The following is a 15197-nucleotide window of genomic DNA, read 5'->3' as shown; positions in this document are numbered from 1 at the left end:
TAAAAGCACCTGCTGAACTTCCCTGCTGAGAAAAACTAGCTTTCTTAAGGAGGAGAAAACGATGGCATTGGCGTATAAAAGAATTCTGGCCGCGGTGGACGGCTCAAAAGAGGCTGAATGGTCCCTTAAAAAAGCGATTGAAATCGCACTCCGGAATCAATCCCAAATCGTAATTGCCCATGTACTTGATAACCGGACGGCTGCAAGCGGAGAAACGTTCGGTTCACAGGCAGGCGATGGTGCCGGGTGGGTCAATGACATGATGGAGAAATATAAGGCCCAAGCCCTGGAATCTGGTGTCCTATCCGTTATTACGGCTGTGGAATATGGATCGCCAAAGGTGAAAATCCCCAAAGAAATAGCGAAAGAATTTGATATAGACTTGATCATTTGCGGCGCGACAGGCCACAACCTGGTTGAACGGTTCTTTATGGGCAGTGTTTCTGAGCATATCACCCGGCACGCTGCCTGCGATGTGCTGGTGGTCCGGACACCGGATGAAATGAAAAAACAAGAGGCTGGATCCTATTAGGATCCAGCCTCTGTTATTCCTGTACGGCCAGCGGCTGCTTTTCCTAAAAGCAGTTCCCTGGCTTTTTCAACAGCAGCCTTGACCTGGGTAAACCCTGTGCCGCCGGCGCTGTTTCTCCTCTTGACCGCTTCATACGGCTCAAGCACTGTATAAATGTCACGGTCGAAAAGACTGGATGCTTCCAGGAACTCTTCCATGCTCAGATCTTTTAGATAGCAGCCCTTTTCAATGCAGTGCAGGACAAGCCTGCCCACTATCTCATGGGCTTCCCTGAAAGGAATTCCTTTTGCTGCAAGATAGTCAGCCAGTTCTGTCGCATTGGAGAAGTCCTCTTTAACCGCACTTTCCATTCTGGAAGTATTGACCTTCATCGTAGAAATCATGCCAGTGAAGATTTTAAGTGATCCAGTTACCGTCTTAACGGTATCAAACATCCCTTCCTTATCCTCCTGCATGTCTTTATTATAAGCAAGCGGCAGTCCCTTCATCACAGTAAGCAGCCCCATGAGATTACCATATACCCTGCCGGTTTTCCCCCTGATAAGCTCCGCCATATCAGGATTCTTTTTTTGCGGCATGATGCTGCTTCCGGTCGAAAAGGCATCATCCAATTCTATGAATTGGAATTCCTGGCTTGACCAGAGGATCACCTCTTCACTGAGGCGCGAGAGATGCATCATAAGGGTAGAGCTTATGCTTAGAAATTCCAGTATGAAATCCCTGTCACTTACGGCATCCAGCGAGTTTTCGTAAATTGAATCGAACCCGAGCGCTCCTGCGCTGTACTCCCTGTCGATGGGGAAGGTGGTACCGGCAAGCGCCCCGGCCCCGAGCGGCGATATGCTGATGCGCTTAAGGCTTTCCTGAAGCCTCTGTTTATCACGCTGGAGCATCCAGAAATAAGCCATGAGATGATGCCCAAAAGAGATAGGCTGGGCCCTCTGCAGATGTGTATACCCCGGAATGATCGTTTCAATATGCTGCTCTGCCTGTTTTACCAATGCCTCTTGAAAATCTGCTGCCAGCCCGATGATATGCATCACATGTTTTTTCAAATACAGGTGCATATCAGTTGCCACCTGGTCATTCCTGCTCCGGCCCGTGTGTACTTTCCCTCCAAGAGGTCCGATTTCTTCAATCAGCAGGCTTTCCAGATTAAGATGGATGTCTTCCATTTTCACTGAATAGGAAAGCTCTTTGTTCTCAGCCTTCTTCTGCAGCTTTTGCAGACCGCTGATGATTTTTTCACCTTCCTCATGGTGGAGGATGCCCTGCTTTACAAGCATCCCCACATGGGCAAGGCTCCCTTCGATATCTTCGAGGACAAGCTCCTGATCAAATTCTATGGATGCGCCGAATTCATCCACCCATTCTTCGGGACTTTTCGTGAATCTCCCGTTCCAGAGCTTCTGTGCACTCACACTGTCACCTTCTTTTGATTGACCATGCTGTTCACCTTGGTCGGCAGTCCCCATAACGATATGAAGCCCACAGCGGCTGCATGATCAAATTCGTCATCAGATGTATAAGTTGCGAGCTTTTCATTATAAAGGGAATAATCGGATTTTCTCCCTTCCACAATTGAATGTCCCTTGAACAGCTTGACACGGACAGTCCCGGTGACCGTTTTCTGGGTTTCAGCAAGGAAAGCTGAGAGAGCATCCCGCAGCGGCGAAAACCATAAACCTTCATAGATAAGCTCTGTCATTTTCTTTTCAATCACCGGTTTAAAATGGGCAACTTCCTTCACAAGGGTGATGTCTTCCAGCTCTTTATGTGCTTTGATCAGAGTAAGAGCTGCAGGACATTCGTAAACCTCGCGTGATTTAATTCCCACCAGCCTGTTTTCCACATGGTCGATACGGCCCACTCCATGCTTGCCTGCCAGTTTATTAAGTTCCAGGATCAGGCTTGACAGGGGATAGGAAACGCCATTCAGCTTGACCGGGACACCCTGTTCAAATTCGATTTCCGCATAATCAGGCGTGTCCGGGGCTTCCTCAAGGCTGCTTGTCAGTTCATACGCTTCTTCAGGCGGAGCCGCCCATGGATCCTCAAGCACGCCGCATTCGTTGCTTCTGCCCCAAAGATTTTGATCAATAGAATAAGGGCTGTCTAGGTTTACAGGGATCGGAATATCATTTTGCACTGCATAATTGATTTCTTCTTCCCTTGACCAGCTCCATTCACGAACAGGTGCGATAACCTTCAAATTTGGGTTCAGGGCCTGAATGGATACTTCAAAGCGGACCTGGTCATTTCCTTTCCCGGTGCAGCCATGTGCTACAGCCGCTGCATTTTCTGCCTCAGCTACTTCTACCAGCTTCTTCGCTATCAGCGGGCGTGAAAGCGCAGAAACCAATGGGTATTTTCCTTCATAAAGTGTATGGGCCTGAAGGGCAGTGAGCGCATAATCAATCGCGAATTCTTCCTTCACGTCCAGTACATAGGATTTAACCGCCCCTACAGTAAGAGCTTTCTGCTTAATGAATTCAAGGTCTTTCCCTTCACCCACATCCAGGCAGCAGGCTACCACATCGAACCCCTGCTCCTGAAGCCATTTTATTGCAACAGATGTATCCAATCCCCCGGAATATGCAAGTACAATCTTCTCTTTAGTCATAATTTATAAGTCCTCCTAAATGAATAAACATTCATGACAGTTAATTTTTATGCATTCAATGGTTATACTTTATCAGCTTTTCTTTTTTTTTGCAACAACTGTTCACATATATTTTTATGTTTTTAGATAGGCTGTTGTGAAGGAATTGAACCGGTTTTCATCGTATATGGATAAAACGAAGGGAAAAGTAAAGGGAGTGTGGAGATGGAGGAATACTTTTTATTCAATGAGAGGCTCGGTATCCCGGTTCCGAGACATGGTCTTGCTTCCTTAGAGCTTCCAGGCGAAGTGATGCTGAAATGGGAACAGATCAGGGGCGGCATTCCTGACAGGATCAGGGAGCTGGAAGGCCAGATTGTGATGAAGCAAAAATGCCTTTTCCGCGAAACGGATTTTGATAGATCCTGCATCTTGAATACAGAAATCTCAGAACTCGCTTCCGTCATCAATGATCTGTGGCTCTGGTTCAGGGATGAGGATGCCCTCTTCGGAAAATCACATTCATAGCATGCAGATGAATGTATATGTATACGAATAAGGCTGTCCAGATGGACAGCCTTATTTCCTCAGTTCCCTTATAATATGCCCAAGTTCAGGCACAATCAGCTTTTTCATCGCAAGCCGGACGGCACCTGTGCTGCCTGGCAGCGAAAAGATGGCCTTTCTGCCATGCGTGCCGGCAATGGCCCGCGACATGATAGCAGGACTGCCGATATCTTCCTGATAGCTCAGCATCCGGAAGATTTCCCCGAAGCCCGTGATTTCTTTTTCTATAAACTCTTTGACCGTTTCAATGGTTACATCCCGCTTCGAGATGCCAGTGCCTCCATTGAGGATGACAGCATCTATACCGGGAGCGGCAAGCCCCTCGGAAACAGCCCTGGCTATTTCCTCTTTGTCATCCTTCACGATCCGGTATTCCCGGGCGGCATGTCCTGCCCGGCTTAAATACTGGATAACTTCCTGTCCGCTCTTATCATCTTCCTTCCCCCTCGTATCACTTACGGTGACCACCATGCACCGCACATGGCCGGGGGCTTCACTTTTATGCTCGATATGGCTCACTGGGCATCATCCTTTTTAGCTGACAGGTACCTGTATTGGTAAAAGCGGTGGGCAAATTCCGATACATTCCTTGTCAGCCGGTAATTGGCAGCGCCTCCTATGGCCATGCTTACCAGGGGCAGACCTTTTACAAGCCTTCTCCTGAAGGTGGAGATCGCCAGCGCCTTGAGGATCTGGCGGATAGGCTGCTCAAGCCATGTCACATTCGTCAGTTCTTCCCTTCCGGCATAAAAGAAAGTATCATCAAGCTTGGCATCTGCCGCCATTTCCTCCCACATCTGGCGCTGCATCCGCTTAGGCATTGTGCCTGCATGGAATGCTTTCAGCGTCAGCATCAGCTCATATGGAGTATTCACTTCATTTCCATACGTCATGGCGATGAGCTGGACCAGCCTCAGGTTAATAAGTGTGATGGCTGGAATATCGGAGCCAAGGAGGAGAGTCTCCCCTGTCCCGCTCACACTTCCCTGAGTGAAGGAGTAAAAACGATGGCGGGCAATCTGCTGGTCTGCAATATAAATCAGCTGGTCGATGGATAAATTTTTCATATCATTCAATGTATTTACGCTGGAATCGAAGATCCTTGCCGCGGCCAGGATGCTTTCCCTTGCATCGTGCTGTATCTGCGAGCCCTGGATAAAGGCATTCATATGAAAAAGCCAGTTATCGAATTTTGAAAAAAATTGGTCCGTGACTGACTCTGGAAGCATGGAGAAACCCTGTTCAAGCCATTTATCATAAAAAAGCTCAAGCGTCCCCGGATCATACTGATACATCTTTTCTTCCCAGTCGGCTATATCATCCCACACCCTGATTTCACTTTCAGTCAATGCCATGCCAAGCCTCCTATTCTCATCCATTGAATTTTGAACTTAGTATAGCATAACAGTCCGGCTCCCGCATGCTTTAGTGATAATGATCCGAAGGCACTTTTATCGGACAAAAAAGACTCCCCTTGTTCGAGGGAGCCTTTTAGCCGGTTCTTATATGCCTGCAAGACGGGTTACGTCACGGGCAATCATAACTTCTTCATTGGTCGGGATGACCATGACTTTTACAGGAGAATGCGGATAGCTGATGAAAGCTTCTTCACCGCGGGTTTTATTAAGGGCAGGATCAAAGTATACCCCCATGAACTCAAGTCCTTTCATGACCCGTTCACGGACAGCCTCACTATTTTCTCCAATGCCGGCAGTGAAAATGATGGCATCGACGCCATACATTCTTGCAGCATAAGATCCAATATATTTATGAATTCGGTTTGCGAATACTTCAAGCGCCAGCTCTGCACGTTCGTTTCCTTCCTTGGCAGCCTCGGTTATATCGCGAAGGTCGCTTGAAAATCCGGACACAGCAAGCATTCCGCTCTTTTTATTCAAAACATCGAGCACTTCCTCAGCCGTTTGGTTTGTTTTTTCCATGATATACGGAATGAGGGCAGGATCGATATTGCCTGAACGGGTTCCCATGGTTACGCCGGCAAGCGGTGTGAAGCCCATGGATGTATCAATGGACTTTCCGCCCTGGATGGCTGCGATGCTCGCTCCATTGCCAAGGTGGCAGGATAGCAGGCGCAGCTGTTCAACCGGACGGCCAAGCATAGCAGCGGCGCGCTCAGCCACATATTTATGCGATGTTCCGTGGAAGCCGTATTTCCGGATTCCATAGTCTTTATAATATTCATAAGGAAGGCTGTAAAGGAATGAACTTTCCGGCATAGTCTGATGGAAGGCCGTATCGAACACTGCAACAGCAGGGATCTCAGGGAGAATCTGCTGGAATGCCTTGATGCCTGTCAGGTTGGCTGGATTATGAAGCGGCGCAAGGTCAGACAGTTCATCAATTTTTGCCAGCACTTCATCGGAGATGAGAACTGAATCGTTGAAGGCTTCACCGCCGTGTACCACACGATGGCCGACACCGGTAATTTCATCATATGATGAGATAATATTGTGGCTGATCAGGCGGTCCAGCAAGATCTTTACGGCCACTTCATGATTTGGAATGTCGGTTGTTTCGGTATTCTTCTCTCCGTTTACGCTTATGGAGAAAATGGCATCGTTCAAGCCGATGCGTTCCACAAGCCCTTTTGTAATGACTTCTTCGCTCGGCATTTCGAACAGCTGGAATTTAAGCGAAGAGCTTCCGGCATTGATTGCCATGATTTTAGACATGTATAGCGCTCCTTCAGGTTAAGTATTATAAACATGCTGCTTATTTTAGAATGGATAAATTCACAAAGAAATAATCCGGGCTTAATAGAGAATGCAGTAATCCCCTTACCATACCCCATTTAAGCACTGTCTTATCATCTTTTCAACATTGGTATCGTTTACACCGCAAAAGTTATTATTTTCAGAGAATTCAGCGCTGATTTTATCCTCATAATAGGAAAAGCCTGCCCAAGTATCGGCAGGCTTAAATATATTAGACTGTTTTCGCATATATTGTGGCTGTTTTATTAAAAAAGTAGATTTCCGCTTCAGGCCCTCGCGGACCTTAGGGGCGGGCGGTGAGCCTCCTCAGCTTTGCCTGCGGGGTCTCACCTGTCCCGCTGCTCCCGCAGGAGTCTCGCGCCTGAAGCGTAAGTCCCCTTGCTTAATAAATAAATCTCCTTAAAGCTTTTAGAAAAGAGCCTTATATTATTTTTGATCTTTAAACCAGTCTTCAATCTTCTTCATGATATCCTGCATGGCTGCAGCATTGGAGAACCTTGGAAGATCAACGAGCAGGGCATTCTTAGGCTGAGTGACTCCCTCGCCTTTTTTCTGAAGGATAAAAATGCTTTTTCCAGCAGCTTTAGTTTTAAACATGGACTGCGGGAGCTGGATCAGCCCCTGAATGAACGCCTTTTCTTTCACAAAAGCATTCAGCTTGGGCGCTTCTGCTGTCTCAAATAAAGAGTTGGGAATAACGAGGAACAAAAAGCCTCCATCCTTCACATGATCCATGCTCTTCTCGATCAGGAGATGATGTGCATATGAATGCCCTTCGTCCGCTTTCAATTCAAACTCGGATGCACGGGCATCATTTGGGTAATAGCCGACTGGCAGATCACATACCACCACATCGACCGGGTCGATAAGAAGCGGTTCAAGGCTGTCCTGATTGAAGAGCTGGACGGGCTGCTCCTGAAGATTTGCCCCCACATAAGCAAGCCTTACCAAAAGGTCGTCTATATCGACGCCGTAGGATGAGCCTGCCCGGCCCCGGAAATGGTTCAATATCGTAAACAGCAAATTGCCAGTCCCCACCACCGGATCAAGGAGGGTGAAACCTGTCCTTCCCCTCATGTATTTATCGATGATATACGCCATGAACATCCCTACTGCATCGGGAGTCATCTGATGGTTCGGCTGGACATTTTCCTGCATTCCCTTCAGTATGGCGAGCTGGTATGCATTGCGGATTTCTTCATGAGAAAATGTTGCAAGCGGTACAGAATCGTATTGTTTACGAAGCCTCTTCAACGTGACTTCACTTAATTCATCCTGTACAACATCTCCATGAAACATGTTTTCGCCTGTTTCGGCAAGGGCTTCGAGATAGGTGCAGCTCAGCTCTTCCTGCAGTACTCCCGCTGTTTCGTTAAAAATGCTGAATAATTTCTCTACCTTAGTTATATTGTTCAAAGAGTTTTTCCTCCTGGTCTTTCTTTCTCATCATTTTAGCGGTGAAAGGGTGTGGATACAAGTTTTTGAATGCCAGGGACACCAGCACCGGCCCGCTCCCGCTTTATTTTACCATTGCAGATGCCAGGGCCATAAAGAACAGCCTGAGTCCATCGACTCAGGCTGCCGCGCTTAAAGCTTAATTTGCTGCCTTGGCTGCTGAAACAGCTGCTTCATAATCAGGGTGATCCGTTGCTTCGCTTACATATTCGGCATACGTTACCTTATCGCTGCTGTCTATTACAAAAACGGCGCGGGCAAGGAGACGAAGTTCCTGGATGGCGGCACCATAGGCTTCACCAAATGATAAGTCGCGGTGGTCGGATAGTGTCTGAACATTCTCGATACCATTCGCACCGCACCAGCGTTTCTGTGCAAACGGCAGGTCAACGCTTATTGTAAGGACCTTTACATTATCCAGGCCGGCAGCCTCTTCATTGAAACGGCGTGTTTGTGCATCGCATACCCCTGTATCGATGGAAGGCACAACAGATATCAGCCTTACAGAACCCTTCGTGTCAGCGAGTGTCACTTCAGACAGATCATTTGCCAATACAGTGAAATCCGGTGCTTGATCCCCAGCCTTCACTTCATTACCCAGCAGGGTAACAGGATTTCCTTTAAATGTAATCGAAGCCATGATAATTCCTCCCTTTTCTCATTCCAAAACTTATGTAGTCTACAATGTAATCATATTCTTTCTCATATCTTTTTGCAAAAATATCGACTGACCGTCTCTTACCCTCAGGGTGGCCGCAAAACAAATGCCAGCTCCGCCTTCGAAGCTGGCTTTATGCCGCTATTACATATCAAAATCGATAATCTTCGAGTTGAAGGAAGACCGCCCTTTGTCCCGTGATTCTCCCTTGGAATCATCGGATGACTTATTTCCTGAATCCTGCTTATCCTTTTTTGCCCCGTCTCCCCCCGACTGCTTTTGATCCTTATTGGATGAGGTCATATTCTGGATCTTTTCAAAGGCCGCAGGCGCAGCGTCCAGCATCTTCTCAAACAAATGAGTATGCTGGTCAAGATGCAGCATCTGGACTCCATCTGACCTGACAATCAAGAATGCGATCGGTGTGATCGAGACCCCGCCTCCGCTTCCTCCGCCAAACGGAAGTGCCTGGGAATCCTTGTTTCCTGATCCGGAAGAATTTACTCCCGGGTTAAATTCACTGCCTCCTGCCGCAAAGCCAAAGCCTACTTTGGAAACGGTCAGGATTACACTCCCATCAGGAGTTTCAACAGGATCTCCAATAATGGTATTCACATCAATCATTTGCTTCAGGTTTTCCATGGCTGAGTTCATCAAGCCTTGCAGCGGGTGTTCTGTCATGCATTTCAATCCTCCTGTATGCAGGCAGTTTCACTGGTTGAGACATCAGAGTGCTGCCCTTTTGCATCTGCTGTTTTTTGTGTTCTGTCCTTCCACTGGCTGCCGGTGCTTATTCCACTCTCTTAAAATGAGCAGTCCTGTCAGGATAGCGTTTCCGATTTTGAACTCCACTATGCATAGGAGGGAAGTTCTTGAATATTCTCCCTGATACAGAGGCTCAATTTTATAATGAGGCATTTCATCCACCACGAGATAATGGGTGAGGACACCGATGATGGTGCTCTTGATTCCATACACGGCCCCTGTCAGGACGGCTGTATGGGCTGCATTGCCAGTGCCGATGACCGTCTGCCAGTCAAACTTCCGGATCTTGACCTTTTTCAAAAACTTCTTCAGGATTCCAGGCATTTTGTTTTCTTCTGAAAAGAATATTTTTCCTATTCTGAAGAAATCAGCAGTGCTGATCTGCTGATCCGGCACTGAAAATTCTGGTCCCTTAAGGGAAATGGGGAATTCCTTCCTGAAGCTGACAAGCCCCTTCCAGGCACTAAGACGGATCGCGGCAGAATGAGAGGGTTCAACGCCGCTGCAGGAGATTTCGAGGCGGAGTCTTGTCAAGGCCAATATTGCAAAGAAAAATAGTAAAATGACGGCCGTCAGGATCCATGCCATAAGAACACATCCCTTCAGGCCTTCAGTATCGCCATTTTCCGCATAAAACAAACATGAGTTTTCTACTCGCAGCCCATTCATGGAAAGGAACTGGAGTAGAGCAGGAACAAACACAATAAGGCGGTGGAGCGGAGCAAGGCGGGTTGCCAGGAGGTTCAATGATGTGCACACCCAGCTGCAGGAAGCCTTCTGATACATGCATCTCCGCCCCTTTTCCACAGAAATAGACCCGGGGCGCATCCATGTGCACCCCGGGTCCCTCAGTCATTTCCGGTCAAAAATGACCGCTGTATCTGCGAATATATCATGAAGGCCTTGTTTCCTTGGCAGGAAGCCCGCTGTCAGATATCCGATCAAAATAAACTTTGAAATAAAACGCCCTATAAATTCCCTGAATAGGACAGACCCCCATGTCAGCCCCTCTGTCTTTAAGCTGACCACTTTGATTCCAAAGATCATTTTCCCGATGGTCTGCCTGAAAAACCGGCTCATCAATACAAAATATAAATAAAACACAAGAGCTGACCCTATCTCAAATGCGGAAAAACCCAGGATCTCTGAATAGGTGAGTCCGAAGAAGTAGACGGCCGGCTTAACCAGAAGCCTCGACAGACTCCAGACAACGAGGAGGTCAGCCAGGTATGCCCAAAACCTCATCCAGAAGCCGGCAAATAAGGGATCATCCGCAGGAAGCGCCGCGAAAGGCATGACTGCCTGCTCCTCAGGGACTCGGACGCTTTCTTCCTGTTCCACTGTAGTCAATTCATCCATTCTGCTTCCCTCCTCATTCAGCATACAAATACATCGGCCTTGGAGAATTAGGCTTGGATAGCAGCTTAATCAACCCCTGCATTTCAAAGTCCTGTCCTGCAATCTTTTTTGCCCCCATACTGAATAAGGAGCCAAAGCCCTCTTCTTCTGTAAAGCGTATCACCTGGGCATCCTTTATCTTCAGGTCGCGCTCCATAGTCTGCCAGGTATCATCCAGATAACCAAATTCATCAATCAGGTTGAGCGACTTGGCCTGCCGTCCGTCATATACGCGTCCGTCTGCAATCTTTTTGACTTCCTCCTGCGGAATATTTCTTCCCTCAGAAATCACCTTTACAAATTGCTGATAGGAATTGTCGACCATCCTCTGCATGATGGCCCTTTCTTCCTTAGTCATCTCTCTGGTAGGGCTCATGATGTCCTTATGCTCACCGCTCTTAATGGTAACAAAATCAACGCCGTATTTTTCGGCAAGCTTCTCATAATTATAGCCTTGCATAATGACCCCTAGCGAACCGGTCAGTGTTTCCGGAACTGCAAAGATCTTATCAGCCGGCGCTGATATATAATAACCGCCGGATGCAGCCATCGAACCCATGGATACATAGATTGGCTTTCCCGTCTCCTTTTTAATATCGAGGATCCGGTCATGAATCTCGGCGGACTCCACTACACCGCCGCCAGGAGAGTTAACCCTGAGAATTACACCCTTGATGCTGTTGTCTTCCTTCACTTGCAGCAAATGGTCAAGAAATGCCCGGTGATTATAGCCCGTGCTTCCGAAAAGCGAGTCGCTGTCTCCTCCGTCCTGGATGACCCCGTCCACTTCAAGGATGGCAATCCGCTTCCCATCATCCCCATCTTTCACGACTTCCTCAATATATCCCTCGGAACCTCCTGATAAAAATCCATCGATGACACTTTCTGTATCTGTTGTAGCATAGGAGAATGCTATATTAAACACGACTGAAACGATGAATAATACAAGCGCTGTGCCCAATGCGGCCCACCTTTTGCTGTTCAATTTCCTGCCTCCCTTTCCTGCGCTGCAATTTTCAAAATACTTTGCAATCTGCTAGAATATAAGTACCTAGCTATTATTGTAACAAAATAATTTTTCAAACAGGAAGAAATTTGAAAGATGGGCATACTTGTGATGAAACAAATTGAGAGGATGAACACTCCATGCAGGAACGACGCAATTTATACTTTTACCATGACAAATCTTCAGAAATGATGGCGAAAGCTCAGCCTCTTCTCGAACTGGCAGAAAAATATGGATTCAACCCTGTACGTGACCACAAACAAGCCAATATCATCGTGAGCCTCGGAGATGACGGCACCTTCCTCCAGGCAGTAAGGAAAACGGATTTCCGCGATGACTGCCTGTATGCAGGAATATCCACAACCGGCAACCTGAATATGTATTGCGACTTCCATATTGATGATACCCAGAAAATGATTGAAGCGGTCACAAATGTAAACATCGAGGTCAGGAGATACCCTGCCATTGAAATAACCCTGAATGGAGAATCTTCCTTCTACTGCCTGAATGAGTGCAGCATCCGCTCATCCATCATCCGTACGTTCGTGCTGGATGTCATGATCGACAATATGCATTTCGAAACCTTTCGCGGCGACGGCATGGTCATTGCCACGCCAACAGGCAGCACAGCCTACAACAAATCGGTGAACGGCGCTGTCGTCGACCCGCTGCTGCCATGCATCCAGGTCAGTGAAATGGCTTCACTGAACAATAACACATACCGGACGCTTGGATCCTCCTTCATCCTGAGCAGCGGCCGGACACTAACACTGAAAATGAACAAGGAGCTCAACAACTATCCGATCATCGGCGCCGACAACGAAGCACTCAGCATCAGCCATATCGAACAAATCAATGTGAAGCTCAGCGACAGAAGAATCAAGACGGTTAAATTAAAGGATAATTCCTTCTGGGAGAAAGTGCAGCGTACTTTTTTATAAAAAGATGCTGTCAGAATTCAGCCTCATGTGAAGTAACCCTTTTATAGAAGACAAAAAAACCGCATTTCAAGATCCAGCCGATCTGAAATGCGGTTTACTTCTGTGGAAAAGGGGCGGAGCTGCATGAAGAATAAGGCTTCCTGCATCCAGGTGTGAACATATTTATCTTGCTGGCATTCCTGCCTGCTCCTTACTCCGCTCCCACCGCCTTATTGTATTTGTTCCTGCTCTTGTCCAGATTCCTCTCCACGCATGGGCTGCGAGCAGGAATCTCATGTTGGTTTTATGCACCGAAACCTGTTTTTTCTTTTACCTTCGATATGCGGGGACGTCTCAGCATTGCCTGGGAAATCGTATAAATCGTCAAAGCACTCCAGATAAAAATAAAGGCCAGCAGATGAACCTTAGTGAACGTCTCATGGTACACGAACACTCCGAGGATCAGAGTAAGTGTTGGAGCAATATACTGCAGGAAACCAAGCATCGACAGCGGTACCTTCTGTGCTCCTTTTGCAAAATAAAGAAGAGGCAGGGCTGTCACTGCACCGCCGCCAGCGAGCAGCAGTCCGGTACGCGCAGACTCAAAGAACATGGTTTCAGACTGAAAAGTTAAATAAATGAAATACCCGAGAGCAAGCGGTGTGACCATCATAGTCTCAAGTGTCAGGCCAATTGCCGAATCTGCCTGGATCATTTTTTTAGCGAGCCCGTACAATCCAAAGGTAATGGCCAATAACAGGGAAACCCACGGCACATTTCCGTAATGCAGCGTCAAAATCAATACACCAACCGCTGCCAGCAAAAAGGAAATCACCTGGGGCTTATTCAGATTTTCCCTGAGAACAATAACACCCAGCAGCACGCTCACGAGCGGATTTATGTAATAGCCCAGGCTCGTCTCAAGGATCCGCCCTGAATTAACCGCCCAGATAAAAATTCCCCAGTTGGCACTCACTAAAATCGAGGCTGCACCAAGAGCCGCAAGCTTCTTCGGCTGCTTCGCCATTTCCTTCACATAAAGGACGAAGCCTGACAGCTTCCTCGTTGCAAACAGCAGGAGCATCATGAAAACAAAACTCCAGAACACCCGATGCGCCAGAATCTCATCAGCCGGCACATCCTGAACCCACTTCCAGTAAATCGGAACAATCCCCCACATTACATAAGACAGCGCCGCAAAAAAAACACCGTCATTTTCCTTTAAGAGCTTCACAGCCTCACACCCCCGTTATTTCCAGACCCGAAATAATATATATTATAAACCCGGACCCAGCGGAATTCCATCTATTTTTGAGGGGGCTCCCGGGGGATTGTTTTTTTGGCGGAGGGGGCAAAATGAGCTGCCTTCCAGTGAGCTTGGACGTAAAGCTTCGTTTACGACCATAATGACCTGCAACCCAGGTGAAAATGGTTGTAAAGCTTTCTTTACGACATAAATAGCCTGCCATCCCGGCGAAAATGGTTGTAAAGCTTCGTTTACGACCAAAATGACCGGCAACCCAGGTGAAAATGGTTGTAAAGCTACGTTTACGACCAAAATGACCTGCGACCCAGGTGAAAATGGTTGTAAAGCTTCCTTTACGACATAAATAGCCTGCCATCCCGGCGAAAATGGTTGTAAAGCTTCGTTTACGACCAAAATGACCTTCAACCCAGGTGAAAATGGTTGTAAAGCTTTCTTTACCACATAAATAGCCTGCCATCCCGGCGAAAATGGTTGTAAAGCTTCGTTTACGACCAAAATGACCGGCAACCCAGGCGAAAATGGTTGTAAAGCTTCGTTTACGACCAAAATGACCGGCAACCCAGGTGAAAATGGTTGTAAAGCTTTCTTTACGACATAAATAGCCTGCCATCCCGGCGAAAATGGTTGTAAAGCTTCGTTTACGACCATAATGACCGGCAACCTAGATGAAAATGGTTGTAAAGCTTTCTTTACGACATAAATAGCCTGCCATCCCGGCGAAAATGGTTGTAAAGCTTCGTTTACGACCATAATGAACTGCAACCTAGATGAAAATGGTTGTAAAGCTTTCTTTACGATATAAATAGCCTGCCATCCCGGCGAAAATGGTTGTAAAGCTTCGTTTACGACCATAATGAGCTGTCATACCGGCGAAAATGGTCGTAAAGCTTTCTTTAAGACCAGAATGGCCTGCCATCACGGGAAAAGTGGTCTTAAAATTTTCTTTATGACCACAATAGGCTGCCCTCACAGGAAAGAAGGTCTTAAAACTTTTTTTATCACCAAAATGACCGGCCATCACAGGAAAAGTGGTCTTAAAACTTTCTTTATGACCAAAACGGCCTGCCTTCAACAGCCAAAAGTGGTCTTAAAACACTTTTTATGACCAAGCAGGGACGCCTTCCAAGAAGAATTGGTCTTAAAAGTTCTTTGACCAGAACGAGCCCCATCCAAGGGAAATCTTCCTTAAACTTTCTCACGGCTAAATCCAGACGGCACCCCAGGGCAAAGCAACTGCTATCCTATACAAAAAGACACCAGTTGCTATCAGCCCCGGTGCCTAAAGTGTATAT

The 15197-nt window shown here is 47.2% G+C and carries 17 protein-coding genes; 3 read left to right on the top strand and 14 right to left on the bottom strand.

Translation table 11 applies throughout. From position 1 onward, the window contains the following. The first annotated feature begins 61 nt into the window (after positions 1 to 61). Positions 62 to 532 carry a universal stress protein gene (locus tag V1498_RS05060; RefSeq protein WP_409297242.1) on the top strand — a complete coding sequence of 157 codons (471 nt, stop codon included), beginning with the start codon at positions 62 to 64 and terminating at the stop codon, positions 530 to 532. Here the strand turns inward: V1498_RS05060 and argH are convergent. Next, positions 529 to 1953, bottom strand: a complete 1425-nt coding sequence (gene argH, locus V1498_RS05055; RefSeq protein ID WP_409297240.1) for an argininosuccinate lyase — start codon at positions 1951 to 1953, stop codon at positions 529 to 531. The genes V1498_RS05060 and argH overlap by 4 nt on opposite strands. Beyond that, the gene (locus V1498_RS05050; protein WP_409297239.1) at positions 1950 to 3155 is read right to left on the bottom strand and encodes an argininosuccinate synthase; all 1206 of its coding nucleotides are present in this window, start codon (positions 3153 to 3155) and stop codon (positions 1950 to 1952) included. The genes argH and V1498_RS05050 overlap by 4 nt, the downstream gene beginning before the upstream one ends. 204 nt (positions 3156 to 3359) lie before the next feature. Here V1498_RS05050 and V1498_RS05045 point away from each other — a divergent pair, with 204 nt between their 5' ends. Then, positions 3360 to 3662 (top strand): hypothetical protein, encoded by a 303-nt coding sequence (locus V1498_RS05045; protein ID WP_409297237.1) that lies wholly within the window; start codon positions 3360 to 3362, stop codon positions 3660 to 3662. A gap of 51 nt (positions 3663 to 3713) precedes the next feature. Here V1498_RS05045 and V1498_RS05040 read toward each other — a convergent pair whose 3' ends face one another. The 9 genes from V1498_RS05040 to sppA form a co-directional block, all read right to left on the bottom strand. Next, positions 3714 to 4220: a molybdenum cofactor biosynthesis protein B gene (locus tag V1498_RS05040; protein ID WP_409297235.1), complete on the bottom strand. Its 507-nt coding sequence runs from the start codon at positions 4218 to 4220 to the stop codon at positions 3714 to 3716. Further along, positions 4217 to 5056, bottom strand: a complete 840-nt coding sequence (locus V1498_RS05035) for an EcsC family protein (RefSeq protein ID WP_409297233.1) — start codon at positions 5054 to 5056, stop codon at positions 4217 to 4219. Before V1498_RS05035 ends, V1498_RS05040 begins: the two co-directional genes overlap by 4 nt. A gap of 147 nt (positions 5057 to 5203) precedes the next feature. Next, on the bottom strand, positions 5204 to 6394 hold the full coding sequence (locus V1498_RS05030; RefSeq protein WP_409297231.1) for an acetate kinase: 1191 nt from the start codon (positions 6392 to 6394) through the stop codon (positions 5204 to 5206). Between the two features lie 468 nt (positions 6395 to 6862). Beyond that, entirely contained in the window at positions 6863 to 7852 is a 990-nt protein-coding gene (locus tag V1498_RS05025) for a class I SAM-dependent methyltransferase (protein ID WP_409297230.1), read from the bottom strand. Positions 7853 to 8030: 178 nt separating this feature from the next. Next, positions 8031 to 8531 carry a thiol peroxidase gene (gene tpx, locus V1498_RS05020; protein ID WP_409297228.1) on the bottom strand — a complete coding sequence of 167 codons (501 nt, stop codon included), beginning with the start codon at positions 8529 to 8531 and terminating at the stop codon, positions 8031 to 8033. Positions 8532 to 8693: 162 nt separating this feature from the next. Next, positions 8694 to 9230, bottom strand: coding sequence for a GerW family sporulation protein (gene ytfJ, locus V1498_RS05015; protein WP_409297226.1), 537 nt, complete (start codon positions 9228 to 9230; stop codon positions 8694 to 8696). A gap of 45 nt (positions 9231 to 9275) precedes the next feature. Next, entirely contained in the window at positions 9276 to 10100 is an 825-nt protein-coding gene (locus V1498_RS05010; protein ID WP_409297225.1) for a DUF2953 domain-containing protein, read from the bottom strand. Positions 10101 to 10166: 66 nt separating this feature from the next. Beyond that, complete coding sequence (locus V1498_RS05005; protein ID WP_409297223.1) at positions 10167 to 10673, bottom strand: RDD family protein; 507 nt, start codon at positions 10671 to 10673, stop codon at positions 10167 to 10169. A gap of 13 nt (positions 10674 to 10686) precedes the next feature. After that, the gene (gene sppA, locus V1498_RS05000) at positions 10687 to 11697 is read right to left on the bottom strand and encodes a signal peptide peptidase SppA (RefSeq protein ID WP_409297221.1); all 1011 of its coding nucleotides are present in this window, start codon (positions 11695 to 11697) and stop codon (positions 10687 to 10689) included. 161 nt (positions 11698 to 11858) lie between these two features. Here sppA and V1498_RS04995 point away from each other — a divergent pair, with 161 nt between their 5' ends. Further along, a complete protein-coding gene (locus V1498_RS04995; RefSeq protein ID WP_409297220.1) occupies positions 11859 to 12659 on the top strand; it encodes an NAD kinase in 801 nt (266 codons plus the stop codon). Between the two features lie 283 nt (positions 12660 to 12942). On the opposite strand, the gene rarD is transcribed toward V1498_RS04995, so the two are convergent. Genes rarD through V1498_RS04980 form a run of 3 tightly spaced genes read right to left on the bottom strand, consistent with a single transcriptional unit; the run spans position 12943 to position 14977 of the window. Further along, positions 12943 to 13872: an EamA family transporter RarD gene (gene rarD, locus V1498_RS04990; RefSeq protein WP_409297219.1), complete on the bottom strand. Its 930-nt coding sequence runs from the start codon at positions 13870 to 13872 to the stop codon at positions 12943 to 12945. Between the two features lie 42 nt (positions 13873 to 13914). Then, the gene (locus V1498_RS04985) at positions 13915 to 14655 is read right to left on the bottom strand and encodes a hypothetical protein (RefSeq protein WP_409297218.1); all 741 of its coding nucleotides are present in this window, start codon (positions 14653 to 14655) and stop codon (positions 13915 to 13917) included. A 13-nt stretch (positions 14656 to 14668) separates the two neighbouring features. Continuing rightward, positions 14669 to 14977 carry a hypothetical protein gene (locus V1498_RS04980; protein ID WP_409297216.1) on the bottom strand — a complete coding sequence of 103 codons (309 nt, stop codon included), beginning with the start codon at positions 14975 to 14977 and terminating at the stop codon, positions 14669 to 14671. Positions 14978 to 15197 lie beyond the last annotated feature (220 nt).

Source organism: Paraperibacillus marinus, assembly GCF_046237605.1.
GTDB lineage: Bacteria > Bacillota > Bacilli > Bacillales > DSM-1321 > Paraperibacillus > Paraperibacillus marinus.
Note: the sequence above shows the minus strand (reverse complement) of the source record. Positions and strands in the feature narration are given on the sequence as shown.

Coding starts and splice junctions, on each gene's coding strand:
- V1498_RS05060 (WP_409297242.1), top strand. CDS start 62: ATGGCATTGGCGTATAAAAGAATTCTGGCCGCGGTGGACGGCTCAAAA.
- V1498_RS05050 (WP_409297239.1), bottom strand. CDS start 3,155: ATGACTAAAGAGAAGATTGTACTTGCATATTCCGGGGGATTGGATACA.
- V1498_RS05045 (WP_409297237.1), top strand. CDS start 3,360: ATGGAGGAATACTTTTTATTCAATGAGAGGCTCGGTATCCCGGTTCCG.
- V1498_RS05035 (WP_409297233.1), bottom strand. CDS start 5,056: ATGGCATTGACTGAAAGTGAAATCAGGGTGTGGGATGATATAGCCGAC.
- V1498_RS05030 (WP_409297231.1), bottom strand. CDS start 6,394: ATGTCTAAAATCATGGCAATCAATGCCGGAAGCTCTTCGCTTAAATTC.
- tpx (WP_409297228.1), bottom strand. CDS start 8,531: ATGGCTTCGATTACATTTAAAGGAAATCCTGTTACCCTGCTGGGTAAT.
- ytfJ (WP_409297226.1), bottom strand. CDS start 9,230: ATGACAGAACACCCGCTGCAAGGCTTGATGAACTCAGCCATGGAAAAC.
- V1498_RS05010 (WP_409297225.1), bottom strand. CDS start 10,100: ATGTATCAGAAGGCTTCCTGCAGCTGGGTGTGCACATCATTGAACCTC.
- V1498_RS05005 (WP_409297223.1), bottom strand. CDS start 10,673: ATGGATGAATTGACTACAGTGGAACAGGAAGAAAGCGTCCGAGTCCCT.
- V1498_RS04995 (WP_409297220.1), top strand. CDS start 11,859: ATGCAGGAACGACGCAATTTATACTTTTACCATGACAAATCTTCAGAA.
- V1498_RS04985 (WP_409297218.1), bottom strand. CDS start 14,655: ATGGTCGTAAACGAAGCTTTACAACCATTTTCGCCGGGATGGCAGGCT.